Source organism: Leifsonia sp. McL0618, assembly GCF_049994905.1.
Lineage (GTDB): Bacteria > Actinomycetota > Actinomycetes > Actinomycetales > Microbacteriaceae > Diaminobutyricibacter.
In genome coordinates this window covers 1,030,327-1,047,240 of the sequence record NZ_CP188258.1, presented here as the reverse complement: position 1 = coordinate 1,047,240, position 16,914 = coordinate 1,030,327, and the positions used below count along the sequence as shown (strand labels likewise).

Sequence of the window (16,914 nt, the reverse complement as noted above, 5' to 3'; positions counted from 1 at the left end):
TCGCGCCGGGCGCGGAGCGCGTTCGCGCGACCGCGACCGCTACGCGCGCAGCGCACCGTCCACGCGGCGCGGGATGCCGAGCGGGTTGCCGTCGCGCAGCTCGAGCGGCAGCGCCGAAGCCGGTGCGTCCTGGTAGGCGACCGGCGTCAGGAACCGGCGGATCGCCGTCGCGCCGACGGACGTGTGCACGGATGCCGTCGTCGCCGGCCAGGACCCTCCGTGATGCTGCGCCCATGCGATCGCCACTCCCGTCGGCCATCCGTTGAAGACGACTCGTCCCGCGACGCCGGACAGCGCAGTCGTGAGCGCCGCAACGTCCTCATCCGGTGCGTGCTGGATCGTCGCAGTCAGCGACCCCTCGAGTTCTCCGATCGCCGCGTTCAGTTCCGCCTCGTCGACGTATCGCACAACGACGGTCAGCGGGCCGAAACACTCGGCCAGGAAGTCTTCACTCGACGCCACGAAGTGCTGCGCATCCACGAGAATCGCCACCGGCGCGCTCGGGGCAGTCACATCGACACCGTCCGAGAGTTCGCGCACGGTACCGATGACGTCGACGTCGTCGCGCCGGGCGAACGCATCCGCTCCCCGTGCGAACGCGCCGCTCATCCCTTGCGTCAGCAGGCGCTGGGCCGGGGCGTCCGCTACCAGCGCAGCCAGCGCATCCTCGAAGCCGGTGCCGGCCGGCACGAACACCAGCCCGGGCTTCGTGCAGTACTGGCCGCCGTCGCGCGTGAACGAGCCGACGAGGCCTGCCGCGAGTTCGGCCGCGCGGTCTTTCGCCGCAGCCTCCGTGATCACGACCGGGTTGATGCTCCCGAGCTCCCCGTAGAACGGGATCGGTGCCGGCCGCGCGCACGCCAGGTCGAACAGCGCCCGTCCGCCGCGCGCCGACCCCGTGAAGCCGACGGCTGCGATCGACGGATGCTGCACCAGCGCCACGCCCGCCTCGACCCCTTCGACCAGCGTGATCACGCCGTCGGGCGCGCCCGCACCGGCGAGCGCAGCGACCGCCAGCTCGGCAGTGCGCCGTGACAGTTCCGGGTGGCCTGGATGCGCTTTCACCACGACCGCGCATCCCGCCGCCAGCGCCGACGCTGTGTCGTTGCCGAGCACCGAGAAGGCGAACGGAAAATTGGATGCCGTGAACACGGCGACCGCGCCGATCGGTCGCAGCATCCGGCGCAGGTCAGGGCGCGGCGGCGTCGTCGACGGGTCGGGCGAGTCGAGTGTCGCTTCGAGGTAGCTTCCCTCGCGGGCGACCCCGGCGAAGAAGCGCAGCTGCGCGGCCGTGCGGGTCACCTCGCCGTCGAGTCGCGTCTCGCTCAGGTGCGTCTCGCGGTGGGCGATCGCGATGAGCTCGCCACGGTGTTCTTCGAGCGCTGCAGCGAGCGCCTCCAGCCACGCCGCGCGATCGGCCCGCGACGTCGACCCGGTCCCGCTCGCAACAGCACGCGCGACGGCCGCATCCACCGCGGCTCCCACCTCCGCGTCGACCGCGCCCGCTGCCACACCTTCTCCCGCGCTCATGCGAACGCCGCCAGCCCTGTGAGCGCGCGGCCGAGTACGAGGGTGTGGATCTCATCCGTCCCCTCGTAGGTGCGCACCGACTCGAGGTTCGCCAGGTGCCGCATGACCGGGAAGGCGTTCGTGATGCCGTCGCCGCCGAGGATGCTGCGCGCCTCCCCCGCGATCGCGAGCGCCTCTCGCACGCTGTTGAGCTTTCCGACGCTGATCTGGGTGGGCGTCAGCTCGCCGCGCTCTTTGAGACGTCCGAGGTGCAGTGCGAGCAGCACCCCTTTCTCGTATTCGACGAACATGTTGGCCAGCTTCTGCTGCACCAGCTGGGTGGCCCCGATCGGCTTGCCGAAGACTTCGCGGCTCGTCGCCCGGCCGAGTGCCGCCTCGAGGCAGGAGCGCGCAGCCCCCATCGCGCCCCACACGATGCCGTACCGGGCTTCGTTGAGGCAGCTGAACGGCCCGGACAGGCCGTGCGCGCCCGGCAGTAGCGCGGAAGCCGGCACCCGCACATCGTCGAGCACGATGTCGCACTGGATGGATGCACGCATCGACAGTTTGCCGTCGATCGGCGTCGCCGTGAATCCGGGGGTCGAGGTCGGCACGAGGAACCCGCGAACACCGTCGTCGGTCGCCGCCCAGACGACTGCGACGTCTGCGATGCTGGCGAGCCCGATCCACCGCTTGCTGCCGCGGATCACCCAGTCGTCCCCGTCGCGGTGCGCGAAGGTGAGCATACCCGCCGGGTCGCTGCCGCCTCCCGGTTCGGTGAGGGCGAAGCAGCCGATGCGTTCGCCGCGCGCCATGGGCGGGAGCCATTCGTGTTTCTGTTCGTCCGATCCGAATTTGGAGATCGCGCTCATCGCCAGCGACCCCTGCACCGAGACGAAGGTGCGCCATCCGCTGTCTGCTGCTTCGAGCTCCAGGCAGACCAGGCCGTAGCTGACGGCGCCGGCGCCGGCGCATCCCTCGTCTGTGAGGTGCATTCCGAGCAGCCCGAGCGCTCCCAGTTCGCCGACGAATTCGCGGCGGAAGTGTTTGTCTTCGAAGTCCTGCTCGATGACCGGCAGGATGCGGTCGGTCGCGAACGCGCGTGCCGTGGCCGCCCAGCCGCGCTCCTCGTCGCTGAGCAGGGGTTCGATGCTGAACGCGTCCTCGAGCAGGGTGCCCACGGGGTGCCTTCTTCCGTTTTCTAGGGTTGTGCCGGTACGTCGGCGACGGATGCCCGCGCCGCCTCGTCGAGCCAGACGGCGCCGTCGTGTTCGCCGAGCGCTGGTGCGACGCGCTCGTAGCGCGCGGGCACGTGCGACAGGTGGATGGGGTTGGCCGGCTGTATCTGGATGCGGCCGGTCGCCTCGTCTGAGGTCTGTGCGACCGCATCGAGCCCGAGCGATGCCGCGAAGTCGAACGCCTCACCGACGCTGTTGACGAGCCCGGCCGGGACTCCCGTCGCCGCACAGGCGGACACCCAGTGCGCTGCCGAGCGGACGCACAGAGCGTCGTTGATCGTTTCGCGCAGCTCACCGCGGTGGGAGACGCGCGACGCGTTGGTCGCGAAGCGCTGGTCGTCGGCGAGCTGGGGCAGTTCGAGGATCGTGGCGAACGAGCGGAACTGCTTGTCGTTGCCGACGGCGACCACGAGTTCCCGGTCGGACGCCTCGAACACTTCGTACGGCGCGATGCTGGGGTGCGCGTTGCCGAGCCGCGTCGGCGAGATCCCGGTGGCGAGAGTGCTGGAGGCCTGGTTGGTGAGTCCGGCGAGCAGGGAGGTGAGCAGGTCGACGTCGACGCGCTGCCCGAGGCCGGTGCGGTCGCGTTCACGCAGCGCCAGCAGGATGCCCGACAGCGCGTTGAGCCCGGTGAGCACGTCGACCACGGCGACACCGACCTTCGTGGGCGGCGCGTCGGGTTGGCCGGTGATGCTCATGAGGCCGCCGACCGCCTGGACGAGCAGGTCGTACCCCGCGAGCGTGGCTCCCTGCTCCCGGCCGAAACCGGAGATCGAGCAGTACACGAGTGCGGGGTTCGCCGCCTGCAGGGTCGCCGCGTCGAGTCCGTATCGTTCCATCACACCGGGGCGGAAATTCTCGACGACCACGTCGGCTGTCGCCGCGATCGCACGGGCTTTCGCCAGTCCGTCTTCGGTGTGCAGGTCGCAGACGACCGACCGCTTGTTGCGGTTGACCGCCCCGAAGTAGGTCGACTGCCCGTCTGCATCGACCGGCGGAGTCCATGACCTCGTGTCGTCGCCGCCCGGGCTTTCGATCTTGATCACGTCTGCGCCGAAGTCGGCGAGCATCATCGTCGCGTACGGACCCGCCAGTACGCGGGAGAAGTCTGCTACGCGGATTCCAGTGAGCGCACCCGGGGATGCTGTGTCGCTCATCCGGCCCTCCTCGTCGGTGTTCGAAGAAATTCATTCTATACCGAATGATTTGCCCGTCCGTGCCGCCGCCCTGGTCTCGGGCGGATAGTGTGAATCCATGGTGCATGCATGACCAGTCTCGCCGGGCAGACCCGCTCCGCGCCAGGTGCGCGGGACGCGGTCTTCGCGCAACTCGCAGGAGCGGGTCGCGCGGAACAGGTCGCCCAGCGGCTGACGGATGCGATCGTACTCGGCGTGCTGATACCCGGCGAACGCCTCCCCAGCGAAGCAGAACTCGCCCGGCGATTCGGCGTAGCGCTCGTCACCGCACGGGAGGGCCTCGGCATCCTCCGCGAAGCCGGCCTCGTCGAGACGCGACGCGGTCGCGACGGCGGCAGCTTCGTGATCGCGTCGCCGGCCCCGCACGCCGCGCTGGTGAGGGCCAGGCTGCGCGGCCTCTCGCAGGTCGAGCTCTCCGACCTCGCCGTCTACATCACCGCGATCGCGGCAGCCTGCGCGGACCGGGCCGCAGAGCGCTCGGCGCCAGCCGACGACGAGCGCCTGCGCGGGTGGCTCGACGCGGCCGACTTCACCACCGCCGCCGAAGCGCGGCGCAACGCCGGAGGCTTCTTCCTCGAACTCGCCGTGCTCAGCCAGTCGACGCGGCTCGTCCGCGAGCAGATCAGGCTCCAGGCGGAGTTCGGCCCTGTGCTCTGGCTCGGGATGACCGATGCCGGCCTGCGCGACCGCACGTCCGACGCCACCCGCTCCATCGCCGACGCCATCGCCGCGAGCGACGGTGAGGCCGCGCGCGCCCAGGTCACCCAGCTCATCCGGTCGATCGCAGAATGGCTGCTCGCCGCCAGGGCGCGACTCGAGAAGGGCGGTGTTCTGGATGGTTAGCGTCGACGACGGGGCACGCCTCGTCAGCTCGCTCTTCGACGGCGTCTTCGGCCTGCTCGGGCAGTGGCGCGAGACCATCGCCGCGGGCCCGACGGAAACCACGACGGCGAAGCTCGACGAACTCGCTGCAGCACTGGTGCTGCCGTCACTCACCGCCGACGACGCGATCCTCATCGGCGCGGGCTTCATCGCCGCACCCGACTACGTGCGCGGCCGCGACGTGCACTTCGCGTGGTGGCTCGGTCCTCTGCAGGACAACCCGCTGATGGGCACGACCGATAGCCCGACGAAGCTCGACCTGTCGACGCGGGGGTACGCCGACTACCTGCGCGACTTCCGTTCGCTGGAGTGGTACAGCATCCCCGAGACCACCCACCAGACCCACATCACCGGGCCGTACGTCGACCACCTGTGCACCTGCGACTACATCGTCACCCTCACGATGCCGACAGAGATCGACGGCACGATGATCGGGGTCGTCGGGGCCGATATCTACGTCAAGCGGCTCGAACAGGAACTGCTGCCGACCCTCCTCGCCATCGAGCAGCCGGTCACACTGGTCAACGAGCAGGGGCGCGTGATGGTCTCGACAGACCCGACGCTCGCCGCCGGAACGCTGCTGCCCGGCCATCCACCCACATCCGGCGCGAGCCGGTACCAGCTGCTCCCGTGCGCGGGGACTCCGTTCGCCCTGGCCGTCGAAACGGACCCTTCGTGAACAATCATCCGTTGTTATATGTTTGACGAAAGAGAGTGTGCATCGCTGCAGACCCTGCGGGCGCGCGTGCACCTGAAAAGGAGACTCCCATGAGCTACGCAGTCATCAACCCGGCCACCGGCGAGACGGTCAAGTCCTATCCGACGATCACCGACGCTGAACTCGACGCTGCCATCGCAGGCGCCGAGGAAGCCCACCGCACCTGGTCGCGCAGCACCACCGTCGCGGAGCGCGCCGCCCTCATCCGCCGGGTGGGCGAACTGCACCTCGAGCGACGCCAGGAGCTCGCCGAGATCATCGTTCGCGAGATGGGCAAGCCCATCGAACAAGCGCTGGGCGAGGTCGACTTCAGCGGCGACATCTATGGCTACTACGCGGACAACGCCGAAGACCTGCTGAAGGACGAGCAGATCACGCTGCTGGCGGGCGAAGGCTCGGCGCTCATCCGCCGCAGCTCGCTCGGCGTGCTGCTCGGCATCATGCCGTGGAACTTCCCGTACTACCAGGTGGCGCGCTTCGCCGGCCCCAACCTCATCATCGGCAACACGATCCTGCTCAAGCACGCTGAGCAGTGCCCGGAGTCGGCGGCAGCGATCGAGCAGATCTTCCACGACGCCGGCTTCCCGGCGGGCGCATACACGAACATCTACGCGTCACACGATCAGATCGAGACGGTCATCGCCGACCCGCGCGTGCAGGGCGTGTCGCTCACCGGTTCGGAGCGCGCCGGCGCCGCCGTCGCCGAGATCGCGGGCCGCCACCTCAAGAAGGTCGTGCTCGAACTGGGCGGCTCCGACCCGTTCATCCTGCTGTCGACGAACGATCTGGATGCGACGGTCGACGCCGCCGTCGCCGCGCGCCTCGACAACAACGGTCAGGCCTGCAACGCCGCCAAGCGCTTCATCGTCATCGACGACCTGTACCAGCCGTTCCTCGACAAGTTCACCGCAGCGATCACCGGCGCAACGCCGGGTGACCCGACGTCTGCCGACACCGTGCTCGGGCCGCTGTCATCGGCCGCAGCCGCCGACCGCCTCGCCGACCAGGTCGACCGCGCCGTCGAGCAGGGTGCAACACTCGTCGCCGGAGGCACTCGCGAGGGCACCTACTTCACGAGCACTGTGCTGACCGACGTCAAGCCCGACAACGACGCCTATCGTGAGGAGTTCTTCGGGCCGGTCGCCGCCGTCTACAAGGTCGGGTCGGAAGCCGAAGCCGTCGCTCTCGCCAACGACACCCCGTTCGGGCTCGGATCGTACGTGTTCACCACCGACCAGGACCAGGCGCTGCGTGTCGCCGATGGCATCGAAGCCGGCATGGTGTTCGTGAACGTCGTCGGCGCTGACGGCGCCGAACTGCCCTTCGGCGGCATCAAGCGCTCCGGCTCCGGCCGCGAGCTCGGCCGCTTCGGCGCCGACGAGTTCGTCAACAAGAAGATGATCCGCATCGGCGGCTGACCGCGCCGCGACCGGTCGCCGCACGGTCGGCAACCGCGCCGAGTGTGACCGTTCCGGTCGAGGGTGCCCGCCCCGCGGGTCACGCTCGACCGGAATTGTCACGTTCGGGCGAGATCGTACGTTCAGACGGCGATTCTCGGCCGGAACAGGTCGTGCAGGTGGCAAAATACCGACGAAATCGACACTCCGGGCGCAAACATCCTGTTTTATAGGTTTTAGCCCCGCTTCCCACTATATTGGGCACACACTACGAGGTGCCCCCGGTCAACGGTGACCGCACACGGCCCTCTGGTCCAACCCGGAAGGCAACGATGTCTGCAGATCCGTCCACCTCCGACCACCTCGCCGACAGCGAGCATCTGGCGGTCCTGGGGTACGAGGATTCCTTCAACCGATCGATGTCACTGTGGGCGAACTTCGCCCTCGGTTTCACCTATCTCTCGCCGCTCGTCGGCGTCTACTCCCTCTTCGCACTCGCCGTCAGCACGGGCGGCCCGCCCTCGATCTTCTGGCTCGTCATCGTGGGCGCCGGCCAGCTCCTGGTCTCGCTCGTGTTCGGCGAAGTCGTCTCGCAGTACCCGATCCACGGCGGCATCTACCCGTGGACGCGGCGACTCTGGGGTCGCCGGTATGCGTGGATGGCGGCCTGGATCTACATCTGGGCCATGATCGTCACGATCACCGCGGTCGCCGAGTTCGGCAGCGGCTTCCTCGCCAGCCTGTTCAACATCCCGGTCACCAAGGAGGTGACCGTACTCCTGTCGATCCTCTTCCTGGTCGTCGCCCTCGGGTTCAACTTCTCGGGAACCAGGACGCTGGGCCGCGTCGCTCGCATCGGCCTCGCAGCCGAGCTGATCGGCGTCATCGCGGTGGGCCTGTACCTGCTGATCTTCCAGCGCCACCAGTCGTTCAGCGTGTTCTTCAACTCGATGGGCGTCGAAGGCAACGGTCCGTACATCACCGCGTTCCTCGGTGCAGCGCTCGCCGGCCTGTTCCTCTTCTACGGGTTCGAAGCGTGCGGTGACGTCGCTGAAGAGGTCGAGAACCCGGCCCGCCGCATCCCCCGTGCCATGATCCTGACCATCCTCGTCGGTGGCGTCTCCTCGCTGTTCGCGTTCGGTGGCTACGTCATGGCTGCGCCCGACCTGCAGTCGATCGTCGACGGCAAGGACGCAGACCCCATCCCCGGTATTCTGCAGGCCGCTCTCGGCGATGTCGGCGCGAAGATCTTCCTCATCGTCGCGCTCACCGCGTTCCTCTCCTGCGTGCTGAGCCTGCAGGCGGCCGCCAGCCGGCTGCTCTTCTCGTTCGCGCGCGACGGAATGGTACCGGGGCACAAGTGGCTCTCGAAAGTGTCGCCGCGCAGCAAGGTGCCGACGAACGCGCTGATCGTCGCGTGCGTCATCCCGCTCCTGATCTGCGTGATCATCTATCTCGGCCCGCCCGAGCTGCTCACCCAGATCACGTCGTTCGCCGTGCTCGGCATCTACGTCGCATTCCAGTCGGTCGTGCTCGCCGCCCTGCGGCAGCGGATCAAGGGATGGAAGCCCGCCGGCCCGTTCAACCTGGGTAAGGGCGGTTTCGTGGTCAACGTGATCGCGCTCGCGTACGGGATCTTCGCAATGATCCTGCTCGCGTGGCCGGGCCACAGCGGCGTCTTCGTCAATGACTGGATCGTGCTGATCGGTCTCGCCATCGTCGCCGGCACTGGACTGATCTACCTGTTCGCTGCACGCCCCGACCGCAAGTCGACAGCACCGGAAGGCGACGCGATCCACGTCGCCGAACTGCTCCGCGCACGCCGTTAGCTGTTCTGCGGCGGCGGCGAGCGAGTGTCGCCGTTCCTGCCGAGATGACCCGCCACAGCGGCGACTTTCGGTGGGAACGGCGACACTCGCCGTTCAGGCCGCTTGCGGGACGGATGCGCGGGGCCGGGGCACGAACAAGGCAGCGGCTCCGAAGGCGACAGCCAGCGCCGCGATGATCCAGCCGCCCGCGAGGAAAACTCCGGCGGGGTGCACGATCGACTGGCCGGCGAGCGCCTGGAACGTCACAAGCGCGAGCACGGCCACGTAGACGAAAGCCGCGACGACGACGAGGCGCAGCCGCACGTGGTCGTCGGCCAGCACAGTCAGCCGCCGTCCCAGCCAGCCGAGGAGGATGGCGAAGAGCGGCAACAGCTGCAGCGCGTGCATTCCGACGAAATGCGGGATGCGCAGGTCGCCTCCGACGGTGCTCCAGCCGAGGAGCGGGATACCGGGTCCGCCATCCGCAAGCCCGACCGTGTGAGCGCCGACGATCCCCTGGAAGTTCGCGAGCTGCTGCGACGTCGGGCTCGTCATCAGGTAGGCGAGCCCCATGCCGATGAGTGCGATGACCGCGCCTGCGCGCACGGCGAACGTCGTCGACGCAGTCGGCAGCCTCAGGAAGAATACGGCGATCGTGGTCAGGAAGGTGCACACGTAGAGGGTGGTGATCGAGACCGCCATGATCGCCCAGACGGTCGTGGCGAAGGGTGTGCTGACGTTGAAGTGGCTCGTGGTGCCCGCCGCCGCAGCCCCGACGATCGCGACCTGCTCGACGATCAGGGCGACGGCGATCACCGTGCCGACGGTGTGGGCGAAGCGGCGCCAGCGGGGCAGGTGCGCGATGAGCCAGGCCCACGTGACGCTGTAGAGGAAGATCGAGATCGAGAACTTCAGGGGCTTCAGCCAGGTGTCGACACCGGTCACGATCCGGTGGTCGAACACGAGGCCGGCGAGGCACACGGCGGCACAGACCACCATGAGTGCGGCGACCGTCATCAGGGGACGGTGCCACGCGAAGACGACTTTCATGAGATGCGCCTTTCTGTTGTGATGTAGGCCTGCGCGATACGTCGCAGACCCGCGGAGAGGGTGTCGCCGAGCACCGTGCCGACGACCATGAGCTCGGCCATGTCGGTCGGGTCGGCCAGCTCGGCGATCGCCCCGAGGTCGGCTTCGGCCATCCGCTGCGCCGAGGCGGCGTAGGCATCGAGGTACGAGTCGGGGAGCGGATGTCCGGCCCGGTCGAACGCGTCGACCACCCTGGCCGCGATCTCGCGTCCCGGGTTGTCGGCGCAGTCGGTCCAGCCGGCGCGATCCAACACGCCGTCCACACGCTCGAGCGCAGCATCCGATCCGCGGGAGATGCCGGAGACGGTGTCACGGGACAGCGCGCGCTGGGCGATGTCGAAGGTGTCGACGATCGTGGTATCCGGATCGTCGAGAACGGCGAGCACGCCGGAGATCGCTCCGATCGACAGCTTGCCGACCTCGAGCATCGCCCGGATGAGCTTCAGCCGGTGGGCGTGGGATTCGTCGTACTCGGTGCGGTTGCCTCCGACCCGCTCCCCCGCCGGCAGCAGGCCCTCGCGCACGTAGTACTTGATCGTCGGCGCCGGGATGCCGGAGAGTTCTGCGAGTTCGGTGATGACCATGCAGTGATAGTAGCACTACCGGTAGCGGCACTACCAGTACTTTTCCGGCTGGTCGGCCGGGCGCAAAGAAGGGCGGCCGCGCCCCGAAACGCGACCGCCCCTCGTCTTACGGACCGGCTAGTGCCGCCCGGATGCCAGCAGCGTGAGCAGGGTGAACCTCACCCCGCCCAGGCCCGTCACGTCGTCATAGCCCTTCGCGGTCTTCAGCGACGTGTCGGTGTCGAAGGTGACGAGATAGCTGTTCCCCGTGGCCGAGCTGGTGAAGGCGACACCCTGCGGCGGGTTCTGCGGCACGACGTCGCGGAAACTGCTCGGAAGAATGCGGTCCAGACCGTACAGCGTCGGATTGGCGAACCCGATCCTCGAGTGCGTCGCCTGCTGCACGATCGCGATCTGCGCGGCGAGCACCGGCGTCGAGAGCGACGTTCCACCGATGTCCAGCGTTCCGAACGATCCTGTCGCGAGCGTGCCGTCGTTGACGATCGGGCTGTACCCGATCAGGAACCCGGTGTACGGATCCGCGATCGCCGCAATGTCGGGCGAAACGCGGAAGCCCTTCGAGAGCGAGCTCGGAACGATTCCACGCTGGTAGTCCGGCTCCGGGAAGAGCGCACTCGTTCCGCCACCGGCACCACCCCTGAACTCGGCCCCCGGCAGGGCCGCCTGGTACGACAGGACACCCGTTGAATCGGTCATGATCAGATCGCGCGTCGATCCCCAGCCGGCTTCGAAAGAGATCTTCCCCGACTTGTCGATGCCGATGCTCGTTCCACCGACCGAGGTCACCCACGGTGACGACGCCGGGTAGTCCGGAGAGGCGTACCCGAGAAGGCCGGTTTCGTCGCCCCTGTCACCACTCGAGAAGTAGAGGCCGATTCCTTCACCTGCCGCCTGGAGGTGGAGGTTCTCCTCACCGCGGATCGTACCCGCCGGAACGGCCTCGCCGGCGTTGCCGTAGCTGTTGCTCACGATGTTGGAGAGTCCGTTGTCGAGGATGGTCGACATCGCCACATCGAGGCCGCCACCGCAGTTGAACCCTCCGACGTACAGGATCTTCGCACCAGGCGCGACGCCGTGGGACGATTCGACGTCCAGCGACTGCTCCGGCTGCCAGCCGCTCGGCTGCGCACACGCAGCCTGGTCGACGAAGTCACTGGGCTTGGGAACGATCTGCGAGTAGTTCGACGCAGTGAGCCCGGGCTCGCCGATTGCCGCCGTGTACGTGTTGACGTCCTTGACGATCGTCGGCGACGCATACGCGTCGATGATCGCGATCGTCTGGCCGGCTCCGGTGACGCCCACCTTCGCCAGCCCGTTCAGGCCGTAGGCCGATCGCAGCTGCGACGGCGTATACCCGCAGACGAATGTGCCGTACGTCGTCTGGCCGTTGTAGGCCGCCGGTACGGTTCCGACATGCTCGCCGAAGTAGTTCGAGCACGGATAGTCCAGCACGGCCGGGGTACGTGTGGCCTGGGGTGCAGGCGCCGGTGCGGTCGCGGTCGTTCCCGAAGGCTCGTCCGGCTTCACGTCGTCGGGCCGGGTGAGCGTGCGGCTCTGGTCGAGGCTGATCGCCGAGACTTTCGATGCGAGGGCCGCCGGCAACGACGGCGCGTGCGACGGAGCTGCGAGACGGTGCTTCGCAACGTTGTAGGTGTGCATCGTGGTACCGAAAGCGGCCCCGAACTGGGCGGCGGTGCCGCGGAAGACGACGTACTCGCGGCTCTTGGGAACACCGTTGAGAGTGAACCCCCGGCTCTTGAGGTACGAAACCACCGCGTTGAAGTCCGCTTGTGTCGGAGCGAACCGGGCGATCCAGGCGTCAGGGCTCAGGCCGTGACGGTACCGGGGGCTCAGCGGTGAGGAAACCGCCTTTGCCAGCGCCGTGGCACCGGCGAGGTCGCGGAGCGGGAGGTAGATCTCGCCCTCGAACGTCTTGGCCGAGGGTGCCGCACCGGCATCGTTCGCGCTCGTCGCCCACTTCGGCACCGAGGAGCCGTACGAGACATGGTCGCCCGCGTTCGCTCCCGATAGGCCCGTCATCGATAAAGCGACTACAGCGGTCGCTGTAGCCAGGATTCCGACGGCCCTCTTGTGGAGGGTGCGACGTATGACGCGAGATGCCATGAATGTCGTCCTTTACTCGGCAGCGAGATGGTGCGCGGGCGCGCACGTAATCGCGACAGTAGACCCCAGCGCGTTCTAGCCACAAGATGGGGTAGACAGGTCTGTCGGACGTTTTGCACGACGGAAAGAACGCATGCATGTGGGATGCGAAAAGGCCCGCCCCCCCGAGGGGAGCGGGCCTTCACGACGTGGGTACGACTAGATCGCGTTGACGTCCAGGGGGATGCCGGGGCCGAACGTGGTCGACACGGCGCCTTTCTGGATGTAGCGACCCTTCGACGACGACGGCTTCAGTCGAACGACCTCTTCGAGCGCAGTGCGGAGGTTGTCGTCCAGCTGCTCGGCGGTGAAGCCCGCCTTGCCGACGACGAAGTGCACGTTGGAGTGCTTGTCGACGCGGAACTCGATCTTTCCGCCCTTGATGTCGGAGACGGCCTTCGCGACGTCGGGCGTCACGGTTCCGGTCTTCGGGTTAGGCATGAGGCCACGGGGGCCGAGCACCTTACCGAGGCGACCGACCTGGCCCATGAGCTCCGGGGTCGAGACTGCCGAGTCGAACGAGGTGTAGCCGCCGGCGACCTTCTCGATGAGCTCGGCGCCGCCGACCTCGTCAGCGCCTGCCGCGATCGCCGCTTCGGCCGCGGGGCCGGTCGCGAACACGATGACGCGCGCGGTCTTGCCGGTACCGTGAGGAAGAATGACGGTACCGCGGACCATCTGGTCCGCCTTACGCGGGTCGACGCCGAGCTTGAGTGCGACCTCGACGGTCGAGTTGAACTTCGCGGAGCCGGTCTCGCGTGCGAGGGCGACGGCTTCGCTGGGGGTGTAGTACTTTCCGGGCTCGATCTTGTCGGCCGCGGCCCGGTAGGCCTTGGACTTCTGTGCCATTTGTTTCTCCTGATTCGAGATTGTGGTCTGGATGAGCCTGGCTGGCTCTGCCACGTCTTTCCTGGGGGGAGGGAAGCGTCGCGCCGCAGGGGCGCCAGCGTGTGCTGGGCGCTTAGCCCTCGACCGTGATGCCCATGGAGCGGGCAGTGCCGGCGATGATCTTCGACGCAGCGTCGATGTCGTTCGCGTTGAGGTCGACCATCTTCTGCTCGGCGATCGAGCGGACCTGCTCCTGGCTCAGCTTCGCAACCTTGACGGTGTGCGGCGTGCCGGAACCCTTGGCGACTCCTGCAGCCTTCTTGATGAGCTCGGCTGCGGGCGGCGTCTTCAGGATGAACGTGAACGAGCGGTCCTCGTACACGGTGATCTCAACCGGGATGACGTTGCCGCGCTGCGACTCGGTGGCCGCGTTGTACGCCTTGCAGAACTCCATGATGTTCACGCCGTGCTGACCGAGCGCCGGACCGATAGGCGGTGCAGGGTTGGCGGCGCCGGCATTGATCTGAAGCTTAATCAGACCAGTGACCTTCTTCTTCGGTGCCATGTTTCTTCCTTCTTTGTGGGTATTCGAGCTTCACGGGCGAACCCGGTCCGCTCTCCCGGTTTCTCGGCCGTTCCGAGACCCGGTGAACTGAAAATCGTGTTAGAGCTTGGTGACCTGGTCGAAGCTGAGCTCGACCGGAGTCTCGCGCTCGAAGAGCGACACGAGCACCGTGAGCTTTCCGCTCTCGGGCTTGATCTCGCTGATCGAACCGGGGAGGCCGGCGAACGATCCTTCCTTGATGGTGATCGTCTCGCCGATCTCGAAGTCGACCTCAGCGGGGATGACACGCGCGGCAGCCTTGCCACCCTTCGCGCCTCCACCCTTCGCAGCAGGAGCCTCCTGGATCTGCACGAGGCTCTTCAGCATCGAGAACGCTTCTTCGAAGCGGAGCGGGGTCGGGTTGTGCGAGTTGCCGACGAAGCCCGTGACGCCCGGAGTGTGGCGGATGACCGACCAGCTGTCTTCGTTGAGGTCCATGCGCACCAGCACGTAGCCGGGGATGCGCACGCGGTTGACCATCTTGCGCTGGCCGTTCTTGATCTCGACGACGTCTTCCATCGGAACCTCGACCTGGAAGATGAAATCTTCCATCGACATCGACACCATGCGGTTCTCGATGTTCGACTTCACCCGACGCTCGAAACCTGCGTAGGAGTGGATGACGTACCACTTGCCGGGCTTGCTGCGCAGCTCGGCGCGGAATTCTTCGTAGGGGTCGGCCGGGCTGGCCTCTTCGTCTTCGACGGCCTCGACAGCAGCTTCGGCCTCTTCGGCGGAGTCGACTTCGAGCGCTTCGTCCACGACGCGGTCCGCCTCGGGGTCGACGGCCTCCGCCATGGCGTCGAGCACGGCGTCGAGGTCGATCTCGGTTCCGTCTTCGGCCACGATGTGAAGCGCCTCCTGCTCGGCCGGGTCGACCGAGTCTTCCTGCGAGGCCAGAACGTTGCCGGTCTGCGCCTCATCGTCTTCGGAGGACTGCTCGGCTGCGGTCGCCCAGTCCACGTCGTCGCGATTTGTCTCAGACACTGAATTCATTCCATTTCTCTTGTTTGCCGGTGCAACCCCGCGCGCAACCGGCCCGAGTTCATCAACACCGTTACCGGAAGCTCCGGCGGACGTGCGGTGGGCTACTTCGGGTTACCGAACACCCACACGACGGCGAGCCCGAAGACCCAGTCGAGCAACGACACCAACGCCATCATGATGACCACGAACACCAGCACGACACCCGTGTAGCTGAGCAGCTCGCGACGCGTCGGCGTCACGACCTTTCTCAGCTCCAGGAACACCTGGCGGATGAACAGGGCGAACCTCGCGAAAGGCCCGCGCTTCTCAGCACGGTCCTTTTTCGCGTTTGCGACGATTTCCTCGCTCGGCTCGTCGATAACTTTTCGGGCCACCTAGTTACACCTTTCGTGGGCCGACACGTGAATGCCGACTTGCAGGGCGGACAGGACTTGAACCTGCAACCTGCGGTTTTGGAGACCGCTGCTCTACCAATTGAGCCACCGCCCTAGGGATGAATCGCGACACCCTCTCACGCTCGTCTCAGGCTTCAGGTTACTCGAAGAAGCTCCGAGGTTCCTCACGGAGCAACGCGGTTGCTCTGCCAAAAATGGGCGCAAAAAAGCATGGCAGATTTCAACTACCTCGAACAAGTGTAGGTGAGACGTGCAGCACTGTAAAGTCGAGGGCCCCGGTCACGCATCCACCACCCGCCCTATGCTGGAACGGTGACCGCATCGCAGCGAATTTCGAACAGAATCGGCTCCATCGCGGAGTCCGCCACCCTCAAGGTCGATGCCAAGGCCAAGGCGCTGAAAGCGCAGGGCCGACCGGTGATCAGCTACGCCGCCGGCGAACCCGACTTCGTCACACCGGACAACATCGTCGAGGCCGCGCTGGCCGCGGTGCGCGATCCCCGCAACTACCGGTATACGCCGGCAGCAGGGCTGCCCGAGCTTCGCGAGGCCATCGCGGCGAAGACGCTGCGCGACTCCGGGCTGGAGGTCGGCGCATCCCAGGTCGTCGTCACCAACGGCGGAAAGCAGGCGGTCTACCAGGCCTTCGCCACGCTGCTCGACCCGGGAGACGAGGTTCTCGTTCCGACGCCGTACTGGACCACCTACCCGGAGGCGATCAAACTGGCCGGTGGAACGCAGGTCGACGTCTTCGCCGGCGCCGACCAGGACTACCTGGTCACGGTCGACCAGCTCGAAGCCGCCCGCACGGACCGCACCAAGGTGCTGCTGTTCGTCTCGCCGTCGAACCCCACCGGGTCGGTATACACACCGGAGCAGACGAAGGCCATCGGCGAGTGGGCCGACGAGAACGGCCTCTGGGTGATCAGCGACGAGATCTACCAGAACCTCACCTACGACGGCGTTAAGGCCGTGTCGATCGTCGAGGCCGTGCCTGCTCTCGCCGACCGCACCATCCTCGTGAACGGGGTGGCCAAGACGTACGCGATGACCGGCTGGCGTGTGGGGTGGATGGTCGGCCCGGCCGACGTCATCGCCGCCGCCGGCAACCTGCAGTCGCATCTCTCGTCCAATGTGTCCAACATCTCCCAGCGGGCGGCCCTTGAGGCGCTCACCGGTCCGCAGGAGGCCGAAGAGCAGATGCGCCAGGCGTTCGACCGCCGCCGAAAGACGATCGTGGCCGAGCTGAACGCGATCCCGGGCGTGCGCACGCCGACGCCCCTCGGCGCGTTCTACGTCTACCCGGATGTCACCGGCCTGCTCGGGCGGTCCTGGGGCGGCGTGACGCCGACCACATCGCTCGAACTGGCCGACCTCATCCTCGAGCAGGCCGAAGTCGCGACGGTGCCCGGTGAGGCGTTCGGTCCCTCCGGGTATCTGCGCCTCTCGTACGCCCTCGGCGACGACGAGCTCCTTGAGGGAGTCCGCCGCCTCCAGCGCCTCTTCGCCTGACCCC

The 16,914-nt window shown here is 67.2% G+C and carries 15 protein-coding genes and 1 tRNA gene; 5 read left to right on the top strand and 11 right to left on the bottom strand.

Annotated elements, in window-relative coordinates; translation table 11 throughout:
• Window positions 1-39: 39 nt before the first annotated feature.
• From ACPPVQ_RS05090 to ACPPVQ_RS05080, 3 genes are read right to left on the bottom strand one after another with little or no spacing between them, the layout of a single operon-like run.
• On the bottom strand, window positions 40-1,530 hold the full coding sequence (locus ACPPVQ_RS05090; RefSeq protein WP_426519281.1) for an aldehyde dehydrogenase family protein: 1,491 nt from the start codon (window positions 1,528-1,530) through the stop codon (window positions 40-42).
• Window positions 1,527-2,690: an acyl-CoA dehydrogenase family protein gene (locus ACPPVQ_RS05085; protein ID WP_426519279.1), complete on the bottom strand. Its 1,164-nt coding sequence runs from the start codon at window positions 2,688-2,690 to the stop codon at window positions 1,527-1,529. The genes ACPPVQ_RS05090 and ACPPVQ_RS05085 overlap by 4 nt, the downstream gene beginning before the upstream one ends.
• Before the next feature lie 20 nt (window positions 2,691-2,710).
• A complete protein-coding gene (locus ACPPVQ_RS05080) occupies window positions 2,711-3,904 on the bottom strand; it encodes a CaiB/BaiF CoA transferase family protein (protein WP_426519277.1) in 1,194 nt (397 codons plus the stop codon).
• Between the two features lie 108 nt (window positions 3,905-4,012).
• Between ACPPVQ_RS05080 and ACPPVQ_RS05075 the strand changes: the two genes are divergently transcribed.
• From ACPPVQ_RS05075 to ACPPVQ_RS05060, 4 genes are all read left to right on the top strand, one after another.
• Window positions 4,013-4,786, top strand: coding sequence for a FadR/GntR family transcriptional regulator (locus ACPPVQ_RS05075; RefSeq protein ID WP_426519275.1), 774 nt, complete (start codon window positions 4,013-4,015; stop codon window positions 4,784-4,786).
• Window positions 4,779-5,504: a cache domain-containing protein gene (locus ACPPVQ_RS05070; RefSeq protein WP_426521401.1), complete on the top strand. Its 726-nt coding sequence runs from the start codon at window positions 4,779-4,781 to the stop codon at window positions 5,502-5,504. Before ACPPVQ_RS05075 ends, ACPPVQ_RS05070 begins: the two co-directional genes overlap by 8 nt.
• An 89-nt stretch (window positions 5,505-5,593) precedes the next feature.
• The gene (locus ACPPVQ_RS05065; protein WP_426519273.1) at window positions 5,594-6,961 is read left to right on the top strand and encodes an NAD-dependent succinate-semialdehyde dehydrogenase; all 1,368 of its coding nucleotides are present in this window, start codon (window positions 5,594-5,596) and stop codon (window positions 6,959-6,961) included.
• Between the two features lie 311 nt (window positions 6,962-7,272).
• The gene (locus tag ACPPVQ_RS05060; RefSeq protein ID WP_426519271.1) at window positions 7,273-8,769 is read left to right on the top strand and encodes an APC family permease; all 1,497 of its coding nucleotides are present in this window, start codon (window positions 7,273-7,275) and stop codon (window positions 8,767-8,769) included.
• 93 nt (window positions 8,770-8,862) lie between these two features.
• Here the strand turns inward: ACPPVQ_RS05060 and ACPPVQ_RS05055 are convergent, their stop codons facing one another.
• The 8 genes from ACPPVQ_RS05055 to ACPPVQ_RS05020 all read right to left on the bottom strand — a co-directional run bounded on the left by ACPPVQ_RS05055 (window position 8,863) and on the right by ACPPVQ_RS05020 (window position 15,492).
• On the bottom strand, window positions 8,863-9,798 hold the full coding sequence (locus ACPPVQ_RS05055) for a hypothetical protein (protein WP_426519269.1): 936 nt from the start codon (window positions 9,796-9,798) through the stop codon (window positions 8,863-8,865).
• On the bottom strand, window positions 9,795-10,421 hold the full coding sequence (locus tag ACPPVQ_RS05050) for a MerR family transcriptional regulator (RefSeq protein WP_426519267.1): 627 nt from the start codon (window positions 10,419-10,421) through the stop codon (window positions 9,795-9,797). Before ACPPVQ_RS05050 ends, ACPPVQ_RS05055 begins: the two co-directional genes overlap by 4 nt.
• 117 nt (window positions 10,422-10,538) lie before the next feature.
• Window positions 10,539-12,461 (bottom strand): S53 family peptidase, encoded by a 1,923-nt coding sequence (locus tag ACPPVQ_RS05045; RefSeq protein ID WP_426519265.1) that lies wholly within the window; start codon window positions 12,459-12,461, stop codon window positions 10,539-10,541.
• 282 nt (window positions 12,462-12,743) lie between these two features.
• Window positions 12,744-13,433 carry a 50S ribosomal protein L1 gene (rplA, locus tag ACPPVQ_RS05040; protein ID WP_426519263.1) on the bottom strand — a complete coding sequence of 230 codons (690 nt, stop codon included), beginning with the start codon at window positions 13,431-13,433 and terminating at the stop codon, window positions 12,744-12,746.
• A 112-nt stretch (window positions 13,434-13,545) separates the two neighbouring features.
• Window positions 13,546-13,977, bottom strand: a complete 432-nt coding sequence (gene rplK, locus ACPPVQ_RS05035; protein WP_163291354.1) for a 50S ribosomal protein L11 — start codon at window positions 13,975-13,977, stop codon at window positions 13,546-13,548.
• 99 nt (window positions 13,978-14,076) lie between these two features.
• Entirely contained in the window at window positions 14,077-15,003 is a 927-nt protein-coding gene (gene nusG / locus ACPPVQ_RS05030) for a transcription termination/antitermination protein NusG (protein ID WP_426519261.1), read from the bottom strand.
• A 101-nt stretch (window positions 15,004-15,104) separates the two neighbouring features.
• A complete protein-coding gene (gene secE, locus ACPPVQ_RS05025) occupies window positions 15,105-15,377 on the bottom strand; it encodes a preprotein translocase subunit SecE (protein WP_426519259.1) in 273 nt (90 codons plus the stop codon).
• Between the two features lie 42 nt (window positions 15,378-15,419).
• Window positions 15,420-15,492 (bottom strand) — tRNA-Trp (locus ACPPVQ_RS05020).
• 218 nt (window positions 15,493-15,710) lie between these two features.
• Between ACPPVQ_RS05020 and ACPPVQ_RS05015 the strand changes: the two genes are divergently transcribed.
• Complete coding sequence (locus ACPPVQ_RS05015; protein ID WP_426519257.1) at window positions 15,711-16,910, top strand: pyridoxal phosphate-dependent aminotransferase; 1,200 nt, start codon at window positions 15,711-15,713, stop codon at window positions 16,908-16,910.
• The last annotated feature ends 4 nt before the right edge of the window (window positions 16,911-16,914 follow it).